We start from the raw sequence: 16,808 nt of genomic DNA on the forward strand, positions 1-16,808 counted from the left end.
AATATAGAAAGTTTAGAGTAAAATAAAGAAAAGTGTAAATTTAATTTTTGTTGTGGAGTGATTAAAGTGCTTTAAAAAAGGAGAATAAATGTCTCATATAGATGCTTCGCATCCTTATTTTGGTATTTTTTTAATGCTAGTACTTGCTAGTGTTATTTTTTTTGGACTGGTTTTTTTAGCTTCAAAAATTGGTAATAATTTTGCCGCAAAAAATCGCAAAAAATTAGGACTTGGAATTTATGAATGTGGTCCTATTCCTGTTAAACAAGCTAACAAGATTAACTCTCAATTTTTCATCATCGCCTTAATCTTCATACTTTTGGATATAGAAGTTGTGTTTTTATTTCCTTGGGCTTTGATTTTTAAAGATTTAGGTTGGTTTGGGCTTTTAGAAGTTTTTGTTTTTATCGTACTTTTAGGAGTTGGATTTTTATATGCTTATAAAAAAGGAGCGTTTGCATGGCAGAGCATCAAGTAAATTATGCAAGTGGTTTGCCCGTCGTTTTAACTAGCGTTGATAAACTAGTTCAATGGGGTAGGAGTAATTCTTTATGGGCTTTATCTTATGGACTTGCCTGTTGTGCGATTGAGATGATGGCGGCCGGGGGTTCAAGATATGATTTTGATAGATTTGGAACGATTTTTAGAGCTTCACCACGCCATAGCGAAGTGATGATTATCGCAGGAACTTTGTGTAAAAAACACGCTGAATTTACAAGAAGACTTTATGATCAAATGCCTGATCCTAAATGGGTGATTTCTATGGGAAGTTGTGCCAATACAGGCGGTATGTTTAATACTTATTCTACGGTTCAAGGAGTGGATAGAATTATACCTGTAGATATTTATGTGCCAGGCTGTGCTCCACGCCCAGAAAGTTTTCAGTTTGCTTTGATGATTTTGCAAAAAAAGATCCGCAAAGAAAAAGCAAGTCGTAAGATCGCACCTAAAAGGTTGATATGATGAGAAAGTATAGCGATAAAAAAAATGCTCAAACTCAAAATTACTATAAAGATAGATTTTATCACGCGCCACACACTGTAAAATCTGATGTTAATGAAAGTGTTTTTAAAGATGATTTTGAAGTTTTAAAAACTCAAGTAGAAATTTTAAATTCCTTTGTAGAGCTTGATTTTTGGGTAATAGAAATTAAAAAAGAAGACAATGTTAAAACTTTGCAAATGCTTAAAACTTTAGGGTATTTAAGTTTTACAGAGGCAAGTGCTATTGATTTTGTAGCAGATAAAAATGGTTTTGAAGTGTTTTATCAGCTTTTAAATTTAGAAAAAAAATTAAGAGTGAGAATAAAAACTTTTGTAGGCATAAAAGAGCGTTTGCAAAGCGTGGCTCATGTTTTTAAAGGGGCAAATTGGAGTGAGAGAGAAATTTATGATATGTTTGGAGTTTTCATCATAAATCATCCCAATTTAAAACGCATTTTAATGCCTGATGATTGGTTTGGACATCCGCTTTTAAAAACTTATCCTTTAAAGGGTGATGAGTTTGCAAGATGGTATGAGATTGATAAAATTTTTGGTAAAGAATATCGTGAAGTAGTAGGTGAAGAACAAAGAGATTCTGGTTTTGTTGATGATAAAGATACGCTAAATTTTGCAAGACTTTATCATGAAGCGCCAAAAGGTGGTCAAAAGAAGGAAGTTTCCTTTAAACAAGAATATCAAGAAGATGAAGGCGTAGCTTTTGTAAAAAAAGTAAAACGTGATGAAGCAAAAATTTTAGAGAAAAGGCGTTAAAATGCAAATTCCTAGCAAGTTAAAACCTTATTATGAAAATATAGCTTTTGAGCAAGAAGACTCAAAAATGATTATCAATTTAGGCCCTCAACACCCTTCAGCACATGGAAATTTACGTCTTATTTTAGAACTTGATGGAGAGCAAGTTGTAAAAGCGCGTCCTTGTATAGGTTATATGCATCGTGGTATGGAAAAAATGGCTGAAAATATGATTTATCAAGAATTTATTCCTACTACTGATAGAATGGATTATATCGCCGCTTCAGCGAATAATTATGCTTATTGTGCAGCGGTTGAAAAGCTTTGTGGTTTAGAGATTCCACGCCGTGCAGCAGTCATACGCATGATACTTTTAGAATTAAACCGTATCGCATCGCATTTACTTTGGCTTGCCACTCATGCGCTTGATATTGGTGCGATGAGTGTGTTTTTATACTGCTTTAGAGAACGTGAGTATGTTTTGGATTTGATAGAAAAGTATTGTGGCGCAAGGCTTACGCATTCTTCTATGAGAATAGGTGGGGTTATGCTTGATTTACCTGAGAATTATTTAGAAGAAATGCTTGCATTTTGTGACAAATTTCCAAATGATCTAAAAGATTATGAAGATCTTTTAGATGATAATAGAATTTGGCGTTTAAGAACTGAAAATGTAGGTGTGGTTACCAAAGAACAAGCCTTAAATTGGGGTTGTACAGGTGTGATGTTAAGAGGAAGTGGTATAAAATACGATATACGCAAAGAAGAGCCTTATTTGCTTTATAATGAAGTTGAATTTGGTGTGCCTTATGCTACACAAGGGGATTCTTATGCAAGATATAAAGTTTATATGCAAGAATTTCGTGAAAGTTTGAAAATCCTTAGGCAATGTGCCACGCTTTATAAAGATACTCCACCTGAAATTTTAGCTACGCATCCTGAGTATGTAAGTGCTTCAAAGGAACAAATTTTAACGCAGAATTATTCCTTAATGCAACATTTTGTTTTAATCACTCAAGGTTTAAAACCTCCTAAAGGCGAAGTTTATGTGCCTACCGAAAGTCCAAAAGGTGAGCTTGGCTTTTTTATCCATAGTGATGGTACAGGAAGACCTTATCGTTTAAAGGCTAGAACGCCTAGTTATTGGCATTGTGCGTTTTTTGAAGAAATGCTTGTAGGTACTTATTTGGCTGATGTTGTAGCCATTATGGGTAATGTAAATATAGTTTTAGGTGAGATAGATCGATGAGAAGAGTAGATTTAAGAAAAAGCAAAGAGCTTTTTGAAGATTTAGCACAAATCATAAAAGAAGCAAAACAAGGCGAGGTTTTAGTGGTGCTTTTTGAAATCGGCGATTTTTCTCCTGTTGAAAAAAGTTTTTCTTTTGTAAAAGAACAAGGCTGTGAGCTTTTAAATTCTTTGAAATTTAATCAAGTGGATTGGACTATTGTTATAAAAAAGGAGAGGGTATGATTTATGATAATGCTCTTTGTTTTTTAGATATGCCAAGCCTTAAAAACAAAAATTTATGTGAAAAAATAGGTGTAAATAGTATTAATATTTCTTGTTTGGAAGATAAAAATTTAAAAGCTAAATTTTACAAATGCGAAATTGCAAGTTTGAGTTTTGTTTTAGCCTTGCTTTGTAAATTAAGCGATGAAGGACAATTTAGCGATTTAGATGAGGGATATTTAAGTGCTGAATCTTGCTTTGGAGAGGAAGAAGCAGGTGAAGTACTTGCTTTTTTAAAAGAGGCTAAGTATTTAATTATAGATAAAAATATCCATTTTTATAAAGATAGCGAAAATATCAAATATTTTTTGAATTTCTTAAGTGCAAAATATGAATTAAAGATTTTAGATAGCGATGAAGAAGAATGCGATTTTAAAAAGGCAAAATTAAACACCTTAAAAGAACTAGATAATTATGATGGCTTAGTGCTTTTTAGAGCAAATTTGCAAGATAAAAATTTACATTGTTCAAGGCAATTTTTACAAATTGCAAAATGCAAAGATCAAAGTGAAGTTGAAATTTTGGCTAAAGATTTTAGTCTTAAAGCCAAGCTTTGTTTAGATGAAAATTTACAAGGCACCATAGCTTTTTTAAATTATGAAAACAATGGTTTTAATTTTACTCCAATTCGCATAAAGGAAGCAAAATGACAGTTAAGATTAATGGTATAAATTGCGCCTTTGAAGAAGGCGAATATATTTTAAATATAGCAAGAAGAAATGATATTTTTATCCCAGCGATTTGCTATCTTTCAGGCTGTAGTCCTACTTTGGCTTGTCGTATGTGTATGGTTGAAGCTGATGGTAAAAAGGTATATTCTTGCAATACTAAAGCAAAAGAGGGTATGGTTGTAGAAAGTGATTTAAAAAATCTTTGGGATGAAAGAAATGAGATCATGCAAGCTTATTGTATCAATCATCCTTTAGAATGTGGGGTTTGCGATAAATCAGGCGAGTGTGAATTGCAAAATTTCACTCATAAAAGTCGTGTAAATGTTCAAAAACATTGGATTAAAGACACGCATAAACCGCATAAACATTGGGGAATGATTAATTACGATCCCGCACTTTGCATAGTATGTGAGCGTTGTATTACAGTTTGTAAGGATAAAATCGGCGAAAGTGCTTTAAAGACTGTTCCTCGTGGCGGAGATAGTGTGGATAATAGCTTTAAAGAGAGCATGGGAAAAGATGCTTATGCAATTTGGACTAAATTTCAAAAAAGTTTGATAGGTCCTGCAAATGGCGACACGCTTGATTGTTCATTTTGTGGGGAATGTACAAGCGTATGCCCAACAGGAGCTTTGATAGGTTCGAAATTTCAATACACTTCAAATATTTGGGAACTTAAAAGAATCCCTGCTTCAAATCCGCATTCAAGCGATTGTGAGTTGATGTATTATGATATTAAGCAAAGTGGTATTAGCAATCAAAAAGAAAAAATTTATCGTGTGAGTAATGATTTTGCCTTTGCGAGTTTAAATAAGGCTGCAAGATTTGCTTTTGATACGCAAAATGAGGCAGATAAAGATGAAAAAGCCTTTAAAGAACTTGTGGAGCTTTTTGAGAAAAATGAAATTAAAAACATTAAATTTAATAGTTTTATTACCAATGAAGAAGCTTTGATTTTACAAAATTTAAAAAAGAAATTTAATCTTTCTTTGATCAATGAAGAAGCTTTGAAATTTAAAGAATTTTTACAAGAATTTATCGCTAATTCTGGCGAGTTTTATAGTGCTAATACTCAAGATATAACAAAAAGTGATTTTTTGGTTGTAGCTGGAATGCTTTTAAGATATGATGCTCCAACACTTAGCTATAAAATCAATAATGCTTTAGTGATGAATAAAGGCTCAGGGCTTTATTTTCATCCTATGGAAGATATGGGTATAGCAAAATATTCTAAAAATTTTATTTCACACATTCATAAAAGTGGCGATGAAGAGCAAATTTTATATTTTTTACTTCAAAAATTTAGCCAAGATGAAGGTATTAAAACTCATTTAGCAGAGTTTTTTGTTAGTGAAAATAAAGAAATAGAAGAAAGTATCAACGAAGAAGTTGTAGAGCAAGTCATAGAAAAAGATGAAGAAGGCAATGAAATCCAAAAAGAAGTAAAAAAAGTCGTGCCTAAGAAAGTGAAAAAAATCATAGAAGTGCAACGCTCTATTTTTGCTAAAAATTTAGGCATAGATGAAGATAAATTAGAAGATTTATTGCTTAAAAAAGCAAATTTTACTCTTGTTATAGGGAGTGATTTTTATTTTCATAAAAATGCGAAAAAACTTGCTAAATTACTTGCTTTGATCCAAAATACCACTCCTTTTAAAGTCTTTTTAAATCCTACGCATACCAATACCTTAGGTGTGGCTATGATTTGTGATTTGGATAAAAACACACAAGAAGGCAAGACTTTAGGTTATAATGAAAAAGGTGATTTTAGTTTTTCTTATGAAGAGCATGCAAATTTAGCTAGTGCGAGTTTAAATCAGCAAGAAGGAACTTTTTTAAATTACGATAAAAGAGTGGTGCCAACTAACGCTGCTTTAGAATTTAAGGGATATTTTTTAAATGATTTAGCTAATGCTTTAGGTTTTGATGAGGAATATACTATAAATTATACTAAGAGACTCCCTATAAATAAAGGTTTTTCTCCGATTGATTTTGATCATTTAGACAATTTTTATACCAATGCAGGCGATTGTAAAAGGGGATATGAGCTTAATTTAGAATGTTTCAAACAAGTTGCTAAAAAAGAATTCATCTCTCCAAATTTTGAAAATTTAAACCCAAAAGAAGATGAAATTTTGCTTTATAGTGCTAATCCTAGCTATCAATTTGGTAGATTTTCAAATCGTGCTAGTGCGATTAATGAGGTGATTTTTTTAGGTGTAAGTGAAAATTTAGCTAAAGAGAAAAATTTAAAAGATAAAGATCTTGTAAAACTTAAAATAAAAGATAAAGAATTAAGCCTTAGCGTGCGTGTGGATAAGGATATAAAAAATGGAGCTTTCTTGCCGTATTTTGATGAAAAGCTTGACACGCTAAGCTTTTTTGATGAAAGATTTGTTGTGGCGAATTTAGAAAAATTAGGAGCAAGTCATGAGTGATTTTGCTTTTTTTGCTTTAGAGACTTTGATTAAATGTATTATTATCATTGCAATATTTGCGAGTTTAGCAGGTCTTGCAACTTATGCTGAAAGAAAGGTTTTAGCTTATTTTCAAAGACGCATAGGGCCTGATATGGTAGGGCCTTTTGGGCTTATTCAACTTGTAGCTGATATGATAAAACTTTTTACTAAAGAAGATATAATCCCTTCAAATTCGCAAAAATTTATTTTTGCTATAGCACCTTTGATTTCTGCTATTTGTGCTTTTGTTTCTTTAGCAGCTATTCCTATGCTACCTGAATTTACTTTATTTGGAAGGGTGATTCAGCCTATAGTGGCAGATATCAATGTAGCTTTGCTTTTTGTCATCGGTACTTCAGGGCTTTGCTTTTATGCGGTGTTTTTGGGTGGACTTGCAAGTAATAATAAATGGTCGATTTTAGGGGCTGCAAGAGGGCTTGTAGCGATTATTTCCTATGAAAGCGTAGGAGCTTTGGCTTTGATTGCTGTTGTAATGCTTGTAGGTTCTTTTTCTTTGGTGGATATTAACAATTATCAAAGCGATGGATTTTTTTCTTGGCTTATTTTTAAACAGCCCTTGGCTTTTGTGCTTTTTATAATTGCTTTATTTATAGAGACCAATAGAACTCCGCTTTGTTTGACGGAAAATGATGCTGAAATTGTAGCGGGTTATGGAACGGAGTATTCGGGTTTAAGATGGGGTATGTTTTTCATAGGTGAATATGCTTCTATGATAGCTGGAGCTATTTTGGTAACTCTTTTGTTTTTAGGGGGTTTTAATAGCTTTTGGATTATTCCTGGTTGGATTATGATGATAGTAAAATCAAGTTTTATTTTCTTTTGGTATTTTTGGGCAAGAGCTGCTTTTCCGCAATTGCGTCCAGATCAAGTGATGAAAATGTGCTATTTGATCTTAATCCCTTTAGCGGTTTTAAACCTTTTAATCACTGCTTTGGCAGTTCTTTTATAGGAGTTTAATATGAAAAATTATTATTTAGTGGATGAGAAAAGAAAAACTCCTGTTAGCGCTTGGGAGAAAATTTCACAAGCTTTGCGTAGAAGCGTTAAACTAGAGCTTTTTATAGGGCTTTTTGTGATGATGAGAGAATTACTTAAGAGAAATAATAGCGCTACGATTAAATATCCTTTTGAAAAGGTAAAACTTGACAATCGTTACCGTGCTGTTCATCGTTTGATGCGTTTTATAGAAAGCGAAAACGAAAGATGTATAGGTTGTGGGCTTTGCGAAAAAATTTGCATTAGCAATTGTATTAGAATGGAAACTTCTTTAGATGAAAATGGGCGTAAAAAAGTAGGAAATTATAGTATTAATTTAGGGCGTTGCATTTATTGTGGTTTTTGTGCTGAGGTTTGCCCTGAACTTGCTATAGTGCATGGAACAGAGTATGAAAATGCAGCTGAGCAAAGGTCTTATTTTGGCTATAAGCAAGATTTTTTAACTCCTATTGATAAGCTTAAAAATCAAGTTGAATTTGAAGGAGCGGGAAGCCTTAGAAAAGATGCTGATTTATTGGTGGTAAAAACACCAAATTATTACGATGTGATGCAAGAAAGAGCCTTAGAAAATCAAAATACACAAGAGCAAGGAGAAAATAAATGATAGAAAATTTGGCTTTTGTATTTTTTAGTGTAGTGGTTTTAGGCTTTTTTGGCATTGCGGTTTTAAGTAAAAATATGCTTTATTCTCTTTCGGCTTTAGCGGGTGGAATGGTGTTTTTATCGGGATTTTATTTTTTACTTGATGCAGAGTTTTTAGGCGTGATACAAATTATTGTTTATAGTGGAGCTGTGCTTGGACTTTATAGTTTCGCGATGATGTTTTTTGATGCTTCTAAAGAATTTAAAGAACAACTTAAAGCTAAAAAAAGTTTTTTTACTTTGGTAGTTTTAAGTGCGATTTTACTTTTGGCCATGCTTATAGGTTTTAAATATCAAAATATCAGCACGGATTTGCCTTTAAATGATCCTGCTTTGTTTGATTTTAATAAACAACTGGCTTTAGCGATTTTTTCAAAATATCTTTTGGCTTTTGAATTTATAGCCATTTTACTTTTGATTGCTTTAGTTTGTGCTATCACTCTTACTCATAAAGAGCTGACAAAGGAAAAACGATGATAGAAAAGTATTTTTTTATAGCTATTTTAATGTTTGTCATAGGGCTTGTAGGGATTTTAAAAAGACAAAATCTCATCATGCTTTTTATTTCGAGTGAAATTTTATTAAATAGTGCTAATTTAGCCTTGGTAGCAGCTTCTAAAATGCACAATGATTTAAATGGACAGGTTTTTGCACTTTTTATCATGGGTGTAGCGGCTTGTGAAGTAGCTGTTGGTGTAGCTTTGTGTGTGCTTTGGTATAGAAGAAAAGGCACTTTGGAATTAAAAAGCTTAAAAGAAGTGGAGGCTTAGTATGCAAAATTTAGCTTTGATTTCTCTTTTTAGTCCTTTTATAGCTTTTTTGTTTGCAAGTTGTTTTGCTTTGAGTGAGAAAAAACAATTTGTAGGGATAATTTGTTCGCTTCTAATAGCTTTAAGTGCTTTTTGTTCTTTGTATTTGCTTTTTTGCAATGAAGCTTTTAATGTGAGTTTGTTTGAATGGTTTGCTGGAGTAAATTTTGGCTTTGATATAGATGCTATTTCGCTTACTATGATGAGTGTTGTAGGTATTGTAGCTACTTGTGTGCATTTTTATAGTATTTTTTATATGGCTCATGATGAAGGTTTTAATAAATTTTTTGCTTATTTAGGACTTTTTGTCTTTTCTATGCTTTTTTTAGTTATGAGTGATAATTTCTTAGGACTTTTCGTAGGTTGGGAAGGCGTTGGGCTTTGCTCTTGGTTGCTCATAGGTTTTTGGTATAAAAACGATACTTATTCTTTTGCAGCTAATGAAGCTTTTATTATGAATCGTATTGCGGATTTGGGTATGCTTTTAGGAATTTTTTGGCTTTATTTACAAGCAGGAACTTTAAAATATGATGAAGTTTTTTCCATGGCACAAAGCCTAGATCACAACGCTTTGATCTTAATCGCAACTTGTTTATTTATAGGGGCTATGGGAAAATCTGCACAATTTCCTTTTCACACTTGGCTTGCTGATGCTATGGCAGGGCCAACTCCTGTTTCTGCATTAATCCATGCAGCAACCATGGTAACAGCGGGGGTTTATTTGGTAATTCGTGCGAGCACGCTTTATGATTTAGTTCCTGAGGTTTCTTATATTATTGCCTTACTTGGAGCTTTTGTAGCGATTTTTGCAGCCTCTATGGCTTTGGTGGCTAGGGATTTAAAACGCATTATTGCTTATTCTACCTTATCGCAACTTGGATATATGTTTGTAGCTGCAGGACTTGGGGCTTATGGTATAGCTTTATTTCACTTAGCTACACATGCTTTTTTTAAATCTTTACTTTTTTTAGGTGCTGGAAATGTAATGCATGCTATGAATGATAAATTAGACATTAAAAAAATGGGTGGACTTTTTAAACCTTTAAAATTTACAGCTATTTTGATGTGTATAGGATCTTTAGCTTTAGCAGGAATTTATCCTTTTGCAGGATTTTTCTCTAAAGATTTGATTTTAGGATATTCTTTCATTTCTTTTCACCATGGTATTTTTTTGGTGCTTTTAATCGCAGCTTTTTTAACAGCATTTTATAGCTTTAGACTTTTAATGTTGGTATTTTTTACCCCTGCAAGACATGATGAACATCCACATGAAGCAAGTAAAATCGCACTTTTAGCTATGAGTCCTTTGATGGTTTTAGCTATTATTGCAGGATTTTTTGAACATAGTTTTTTTGAATATTTAAGCACAAAATTAGTTTTTATTGATGCACAAAATCAAATTGTAATGATTTGTGCGAGTGTAGTAGCTATTTTGGGTGTAATTTTGGCTATTTTTGCTTATAAAAATTCTTGGTTTAAAGAAAGTATTGAAGAAAATAAAATTCACAAACTTTTAAGTAATGATTATTTTATTCCTAAATTCTATCATCAATTTATTGTTTCAAAATATGAAAGTTTATGTGCGATTTTAAAGCATTGTGATCTTTATATTTTTGATAGAATAGTTGAAAAAATTGCTTTGTATTCTCAAATTATTTCACAAAAAATGATTATGCCAAACAGCTTAAACTTAATGCTTAGATTTTTGGTGGCAGCTTTTGTGATTTTGTTGATTTTGGTATGGATGGTGTAAAATGCTAAATTATTTGATATTTTTTCCTTTAATTTCTGCTTTTGTGGTTTTGCTTTTAAATCGCGGAGGCGTTAAGGTTTTTAGCGTTGTTGTAAGTTTTATGATTTTGGCTTTAAATTTGGATATTTTTGCGGATTTTTTACAAGGGGCAAGCTTTGATTATAATCTCTCTTTTAAAATTTTGAAATTTTTTAGCTTTCATGTAGGAGTAGACAGTATCGCAATTATATTGATGCTTTTAAGTTCTTTGATGATATTTTTAAGCTTTTTATTTTTAAAGCTGGAACAAAAAGCGCTTGTATCTTGTATATTCTTTTTAGAATTTGCTATTATGGGACTTTTTAGCGCAAAAGATGGTTTGTTATTTTATGTTTTTTGGGAATTTTCTCTTTTGCCTTTGCTTTATATTATGGGAGTTTATGGTAAAGATTTTAGAGCAGGGGTGAAATTTTTTATCTATGCTTTTGCGGGTTCAATTTTAATGCTTGTAGCATTGATTTATCAAGCTTATTTAAATTATCAACTTTTAAACATCTTCACTTTTGACTTGGAAATTTGGAAAAATAATGCCTCAGCAGTAAATTTCACAGAGCAACTTTTACTTTTTGGAGCATTTTTTATCGCTTTTGCTATCAAAGCTCCTTTATTTCCACTTCATACTTGGGCACCTAAGGTTTATGCAAATTCGCCTGTACTTGTTTCTGTAATGCTTGTAGTTTTTAAAATGGCTCCTTTTGGATTTTTACTTTTTTGTTTACCACTTTTTCCAGATGCGAGTGTGTATTTTATGCCTTTAATTGTAGCTTTATGCATAGTGAGTATCGTTTATAATGCTTTAATTGCTTATAGAGCAGAAAATATTAAAGAATTGATCGCTTATAGTTCTATTTCACATCTTGGTGTGATGATTTTGGGAATTTTTTCTTTAAATGCTTTGGGTATTAGTGGTGCGGTTTTTTATATGTTTGCACACGGTATTGTAACGGGAGCTTTATTTTTAATGGTTGAACTTTTACACCAAAGATATCATACTTATGATATTTCTTTTTACCATTCTTTGGCTAAAAAAGCACCTTTATTTTCAATTTTCTTTATGCTAATTTTACTTGCGAGTGTTTCTTTGCCTTTAACTGTTTCTTTTGTGGGAGAGTTTTTAATTCTTTTAGGTATAGCAAAGATTAATTTATTTTACGCTTTATTGGCAGGTTTGGTGATTATTTTAGGAGCGATTTATATGTTTGCAGTATTTAGAAAAATATTTTTCATGCAAAAACAAAGCTTTATAGAGAGTTTTTCTTTACGCTTTAGAGAAATAGTAGCGCTTGTGTGTATTGTAGTAATGATTTTTGGACTAGGGCTTATGCCAAATATACTTTTAAAGCCGATACAAAAAGATGTGGATAATCTTATAAAAACAATGAATATTAGAGCTGTGGAGCAAAATACTTTAGATTTTTTATCTAAAATAGGAGAGGCAAATGTTAAATAATTTTTTAAATTTAGAACTTTTAAATATAAGCTTATCTTATCCATTTTTATTTTTAATTACAACTGCAATAGTTCTTTTGCTTTGCTCTGGTTTTTGGAAATTTCATCGATCGTTTTATATTGGCATAAGTTCTTTATCTTTAATTGTAAGTGCTTTTTTGATTTTAAATAATGCAAATGCTCAAGGTTTAGAAGCAAAAGCTTTTTTGGCTACTTTAAATAATGATATTGTTTCATTTTATGCTTCTTTGGTGATTTTGTGTTTTTCATTTTTATATCTTTTAATGCAAAAAGAAGAAAATCAGGGTGAATTTTATGCTTTATTTTTATTTGTGATTGCATCTTTGCTTTTGATGGTTTCAAGCTCAAATTTAGTACTTATTTTTATAGGACTTGAAAGTTCTTCTTTAGCACTTTATACTTTAATAGCAATGCGTGGAAGTGATAATGCTATTTCAAGTGCGATAAAATACTTTAGTGTAGCGGCTGTAGGAGCTGGGTTTTTTGTTATGGCTGTAGCTTTTATTTATTTAAAAACAGGAACTTTAGATTTATCTGCTAATTTAGCGTTAAAAAATGAGTTTCAAAAAGATCCCATGCTTTTGGGTACTGGAGTGATGATTTTTGTTCTTTGTGCAATCAAGCTTTCTTTGGCACCTTTTCATTTTTGGCTTAAAGATGTGTATTATGCAGCACATACAAATTTGGTTGCTTTTATTTCAGTTGTGCCAAAAGTTGCCATGTTGGGTGTGGTTATTCGTTTGTTTGATTTTTTAAATAATACAGGTTTTGAATATATCATAATAGTTCTAGCGATTTTTTCTATGCTTATAGGTGCTTTTGCGGCTCTAAGTCAAAACAATATCAAAAAAATGTTTGCTTATAGTTCTGTAGTGCATTCTTCTTTGGTTTTGGTGGCTTGTATTCCTTTATTAAAAGAACAAAATTTTGATGGAATTTTGCTTGCTATTTTTGGATATTGGACTTTATTTGCTTTTGCAAATTATGCTGTATTTATGATTTTAAGCAATTATGAGAATAATTCTTATGAGAGTTTAAATGGACTTTTGGTTAAAAAACCTTTAATTGCTTTTTGTTTGAGCATTAGTGTGCTTTCTTTAGCAGGTGTCCCGCCTTTTGGAGTATTTTGGGGTAAATTTATGATTTTAAATACAGCAATTTTAAATGGATATTGGTATTTGGCACTTTTTGTGGCTTTATCTTCTGTTATTATGCTTTATGCGTATTTAAAGATTTTAATTCATGCTTTATTTATGAAAAATGATAGGGTTTATAATATTAAGTTTAGTTTTATACAAAATTTTATTTTAGCTTTTTGTGTTTGTATAAGCACTTTTGCTATATTGTTAATGTTATAAGAGTTTTGCTATAATTATTTTATGAGAATATTATTTTTAATTTTATTAAGTTTTTTAAATGCTTTTGCTTTTGAGCTTGTTTTAAACACGGGTCGCGAAAATAATCAAGCTTTTGCAGTTTTACATGCGAGTAATGATTTAGAATTTACATGTCAAAAATTTATTACCGAATCAAAAGTTCATTTTGAATGTGATATTGTAGGTATGGTTGATAATAAATTAAAAGATCAGAGTTTTTCTGCTTTTGATTTAAAATTTATACAAGAAGCTCAAAAAATTAAAATGATCATTTTGCCAAAAATACAAGCAAGAATGTTTGACACTTCTCAAAATATTTATATAGATAAAGAACTTAGTTCATCAAGTTCGCATAAAAGTAAGGCTTTTACTTTTATTTTTGCACCAGAGCTAGCACCTATTAAAGACTATGATGGACTTGATTTTAATATCAATTTTCCACACGAGAGCTTGCCTTATGTTGGAGCTTTGGATTTAAATTCTGATCCTGTTATTATCCCTCAAAGTGCAGATATTAATACTTATTTACGCATCAAAAAAGAATACGATAAGGCTAATTATAGTCAGGTTGCTATTGATGCGCAAAATGCTATCAATAGATATCGTGGCAGTATTTTTACTAGTGAATTTATACTATATAAATTAAGAGCTCAAAATAAACTTTACACCCAAGATCCAAGCATGCGTGATCAACAAATTTTAGAAAAGATGATTGATGATGCTAAAAATTGGACGCGTACTTTTACAAGTGATAAAAATTTTTCAGAAGTTTTACATATAATGTTAAGAACTTATATCGCTTTAGCCCAGCGTGCTGATGTGGAATATACAATGTCGATTTTGGATAATGAACAACCTAATAATTATTTTACTCAGTTATCAAAACTTGATTATGCAGACTATATTTATAATTTAAATGAAAAAGAAAAAGCTGTAAATATTTATGAAAATACTTATTTTAATACAAAAAATTTAGATTTAGCTGCAAGAGCAGCTATGAGTTTGGCAAAGAATTTGCTTTCAAATGGGCAAGTAAATAAAGCTATAGAGTATATTAACACTATTTTAAAAGCCAATCCTGAATATTTTGGAAAAGATATTCCAAGATCCTTAGAACTTGCTAAATTATTTAATCAAAAAGGACAATTTGATATAAGTGCAAGTATTTATGAAGATGCCTTTGCTAAAATGTCCAAACTTGATCCAAGTTATGAAGAAACTTTAAAAGATTTAGCCTTAGTTTTATCACATACTAACAGATCTAGTGATGCTAAAAAATACCTTGATTTGTATATGGATGATTATTTAGATGGTAGGTATTTAGATGAAATCAAAAAAGCAAGTGATGAGGTATTCTTTGCTTTAGGTGATAATAATGCAAGCTTTTTGCATCAGCGTTATACAGATTTAATGAAGCAATATGCAAATAAAGATGAGAATATTGCAAATAAAGCTTTAGATGAAGATGTTGCACTTTATTATAAAGAGGGAAATTTTAGTGCGATTTTAGCTTATAAAGATCTTATAGAAAGTAAAAAAATTCCAAATGCTACTCAATTTTTAGAGAAAGCAGCTGTTAATGATTTAAAAAATGCGATAAAAGCTGATAATTGTATCAATGCTGCAAATATTTTTATGCGTTTTAGCGCTTATGATATAGGTCAGAAAATTGAGAATAAAAAACAAATGTTAGCTTGTCTTATCAGAACTTCTAATGTTGAACAAGCACTTGATTATATAGATAAAAATTATAGTGAAGATTCTATATTTTATGGTCTTCAAAAAGCATCTATTCTTTTTGATAATAAACAATATCCTCAGGTGATTAAAATTTCTAAAGATATAGCTAATTCTAGAATTTTAAAAAGCGATGATGAGAATTTTAAGGCTTATTATTTGCAATTTTTGTCTTTGTTGCGTTTAAATGACTACAATCAAGCCATTAAAATTTTGCAAATTTTAGAAAGTTTTCCAATGAATTTTAGTATGGTAGAAGCTTATGATGCTTTACTTTCTTATGCTAATGATCATAATATGCAAACAACTATTTTAACTTACGCACCTAAGGCCATTGACTATCAAAATTTTAAAGGTATAAATCTTTTTAGTCCTAATTTAGAATTTATGTATCTTGATGCTTTGGCTAAAATCAATAAAAATGAAGAAAGTTTAGCCGTTTTAACAGATTTGCTTAAATTAAAACTTTCAGATGAAGATAGAGCAAGAGCTTTATATATCCAAGCTTTAACTTATGAAAGAATGCAAAATATACAAGCTGAAAAAGAAAGTTTAAAACAATGTCTTGAAATCAAAAGTGTTTCAAATTGGCAGAATTTATGTAAGAGTAAAAATCAAATTTTAAATCAATAAGTAAATTTAGAGATAACTAGCTTTTTAGCTAGTTATCTAAGGTTAAAACCTCTTCTTCTTAACATCTTCTAAGATATTATTAGCTATATCACTTACTGTACTAGAAATAATAGCTGATTCATTAGCAATTTCAACATTATCTTTAGTAGTTTGATCAATTTGTGCTACGCTATCATTGATTTGAGTAATACCTGCAGTTTGTTCTTTAATACTTTCTGCCATATCATTGATAGATTGAACAAGTAAATTAGTATTAGCTTCTATTTCAGATAAAGACTTTTGAGTTCTCTCAGCTAGTTTTCTAACTTCATCAGCCACAACAGCAAAGCCTCTACCATGTTCTCCAGCACGTGCAGCTTCAATAGCTGCATTTAAAGCTAGAAGATTGATTTGATCTGCGATATCTCCTATAATACCTGTAACATTTTTAATCTCTTCAGATTGAGTGATAACATCACTAGTTTTAACTGAAACATTTTGCATAGAAGAAGTGATCTCTTCTAAAGCTGCTGCAGTTTCTTCTAAAGATTGAGCTTGAGAATTTGAAGAAGTGGTTAAGCTTTGAACAGCAGTTTGTAATTTTCCACTTTCATTAGCTAAAGCATTAGCAAAGTCTGAACTTTGTTTTAGCATTTTAACTATTTCATCACCTAAAGCATTAGTAGTTAATTCAACACTTCCTGAAGCATTAGAGATTTTATTTCTAAAATCTAAGCTTTTGTATTCTTCAAATATTTTATGAATAACATTCATATCAGAACCTACTCTAGCTTGTAAAACATCAAGAAGTTTATTTAGAACATTTTTAAGTTCAATAAGCTGTGGGTTTCTTGGATTAGCAGTAATTCTTGCTGTTAGATTACCACCTTCTACAACTGATACGGTTTGAACTGATTCTTTAACAGCTTGATTGTCTTGTTCTAAACCTTTTTTAGTAGCAAGGATGTTTTCGTTGAT

General features: G+C 31.0%; 16 protein-coding genes. 15 read left to right on the plus strand and 1 reads right to left on the minus strand.

Going from position 1 to position 16,808, the window contains the following annotated elements; all coding sequences use genetic code 11:
* Window positions 1-88: 88 nt before the first annotated feature.
* The 15 genes from AJN64_RS07225 to AJN64_RS07295 are packed head-to-tail and all read left to right on the plus strand — an operon-like array spanning window position 89 to window position 15,851.
* Complete coding sequence (locus tag AJN64_RS07225; protein ID WP_002824972.1) at window positions 89-478, plus strand: NAD(P)H-quinone oxidoreductase subunit 3; 390 nt, start codon at window positions 89-91, stop codon at window positions 476-478.
* Entirely contained in the window at window positions 460-963 is a 504-nt protein-coding gene (locus tag AJN64_RS07230) for a NuoB/complex I 20 kDa subunit family protein (protein ID WP_002851253.1), read from the plus strand. Before AJN64_RS07225 ends, AJN64_RS07230 begins: the two co-directional genes overlap by 19 nt.
* Window positions 960-1,754 carry an NADH-quinone oxidoreductase subunit C gene (locus tag AJN64_RS07235; RefSeq protein WP_083271926.1) on the plus strand — a complete coding sequence of 265 codons (795 nt, stop codon included), beginning with the start codon at window positions 960-962 and terminating at the stop codon, window positions 1,752-1,754. The genes AJN64_RS07230 and AJN64_RS07235 overlap by 4 nt, the downstream gene beginning before the upstream one ends.
* 1 nt (window position 1,755) lies before the next feature.
* Entirely contained in the window at window positions 1,756-2,982 is a 1,227-nt protein-coding gene (nuoD, locus tag AJN64_RS07240) for an NADH dehydrogenase (quinone) subunit D (RefSeq protein WP_002862216.1), read from the plus strand.
* Complete coding sequence (locus AJN64_RS07245; RefSeq protein WP_002824979.1) at window positions 2,979-3,206, plus strand: NADH-ubiquinone oxidoreductase subunit E family protein; 228 nt, start codon at window positions 2,979-2,981, stop codon at window positions 3,204-3,206. Before nuoD ends, AJN64_RS07245 begins: the two co-directional genes overlap by 4 nt.
* Window positions 3,203-3,895 (plus strand): hypothetical protein, encoded by a 693-nt coding sequence (locus AJN64_RS07250; RefSeq protein ID WP_053872617.1) that lies wholly within the window; start codon window positions 3,203-3,205, stop codon window positions 3,893-3,895. The genes AJN64_RS07245 and AJN64_RS07250 overlap by 4 nt, the downstream gene beginning before the upstream one ends.
* Window positions 3,892-6,354, plus strand: coding sequence for an NADH-quinone oxidoreductase subunit G (locus AJN64_RS07255; protein ID WP_053872616.1), 2,463 nt, complete (start codon window positions 3,892-3,894; stop codon window positions 6,352-6,354). The genes AJN64_RS07250 and AJN64_RS07255 overlap by 4 nt, the downstream gene beginning before the upstream one ends.
* Window positions 6,347-7,345 (plus strand): NADH-quinone oxidoreductase subunit NuoH, encoded by a 999-nt coding sequence (gene nuoH / locus AJN64_RS07260; RefSeq protein WP_053872615.1) that lies wholly within the window; start codon window positions 6,347-6,349, stop codon window positions 7,343-7,345. Before AJN64_RS07255 ends, nuoH begins: the two co-directional genes overlap by 8 nt.
* A gap of 9 nt (window positions 7,346-7,354) precedes the next feature.
* Window positions 7,355-7,996 (plus strand): NADH-quinone oxidoreductase subunit NuoI, encoded by a 642-nt coding sequence (gene nuoI / locus AJN64_RS07265; protein ID WP_044778693.1) that lies wholly within the window; start codon window positions 7,355-7,357, stop codon window positions 7,994-7,996.
* Complete coding sequence (locus tag AJN64_RS07270; RefSeq protein WP_053872614.1) at window positions 7,993-8,511, plus strand: NADH-quinone oxidoreductase subunit J; 519 nt, start codon at window positions 7,993-7,995, stop codon at window positions 8,509-8,511. Before nuoI ends, AJN64_RS07270 begins: the two co-directional genes overlap by 4 nt.
* Window positions 8,508-8,804, plus strand: a complete 297-nt coding sequence (nuoK, locus tag AJN64_RS07275; protein ID WP_002858466.1) for an NADH-quinone oxidoreductase subunit NuoK — start codon at window positions 8,508-8,510, stop codon at window positions 8,802-8,804. Before AJN64_RS07270 ends, nuoK begins: the two co-directional genes overlap by 4 nt.
* 1 nt (window position 8,805) lies before the next feature.
* Window positions 8,806-10,596: an NADH-quinone oxidoreductase subunit L gene (gene nuoL / locus AJN64_RS07280; RefSeq protein WP_053872613.1), complete on the plus strand. Its 1,791-nt coding sequence runs from the start codon at window positions 8,806-8,808 to the stop codon at window positions 10,594-10,596.
* Between the two features lies 1 nt (window position 10,597).
* The gene (locus AJN64_RS07285; protein WP_053872612.1) at window positions 10,598-12,085 is read left to right on the plus strand and encodes an NADH-quinone oxidoreductase subunit M; all 1,488 of its coding nucleotides are present in this window, start codon (window positions 10,598-10,600) and stop codon (window positions 12,083-12,085) included.
* The gene (locus AJN64_RS07290; protein WP_070292847.1) at window positions 12,075-13,463 is read left to right on the plus strand and encodes an NADH-quinone oxidoreductase subunit N; all 1,389 of its coding nucleotides are present in this window, start codon (window positions 12,075-12,077) and stop codon (window positions 13,461-13,463) included. The genes AJN64_RS07285 and AJN64_RS07290 overlap by 11 nt, the downstream gene beginning before the upstream one ends.
* Window positions 13,464-13,484: 21 nt before the next feature.
* Window positions 13,485-15,851 (plus strand): flagellar protein, encoded by a 2,367-nt coding sequence (locus tag AJN64_RS07295; protein WP_044779862.1) that lies wholly within the window; start codon window positions 13,485-13,487, stop codon window positions 15,849-15,851.
* A gap of 42 nt (window positions 15,852-15,893) precedes the next feature.
* On the opposite strand, the gene AJN64_RS07300 is transcribed toward AJN64_RS07295, so the two are convergent.
* The coding region (locus AJN64_RS07300) for a methyl-accepting chemotaxis protein (RefSeq protein ID WP_002934477.1) at window positions 15,894-16,808 on the minus strand (915 nt) is incomplete at its 5' end.

This window comes from Campylobacter sp. BCW_4332, assembly GCF_001763175.1.
In the GTDB taxonomy this organism is placed as follows: domain Bacteria; phylum Campylobacterota; class Campylobacteria; order Campylobacterales; family Campylobacteraceae; genus Campylobacter_D; species Campylobacter_D jejuni.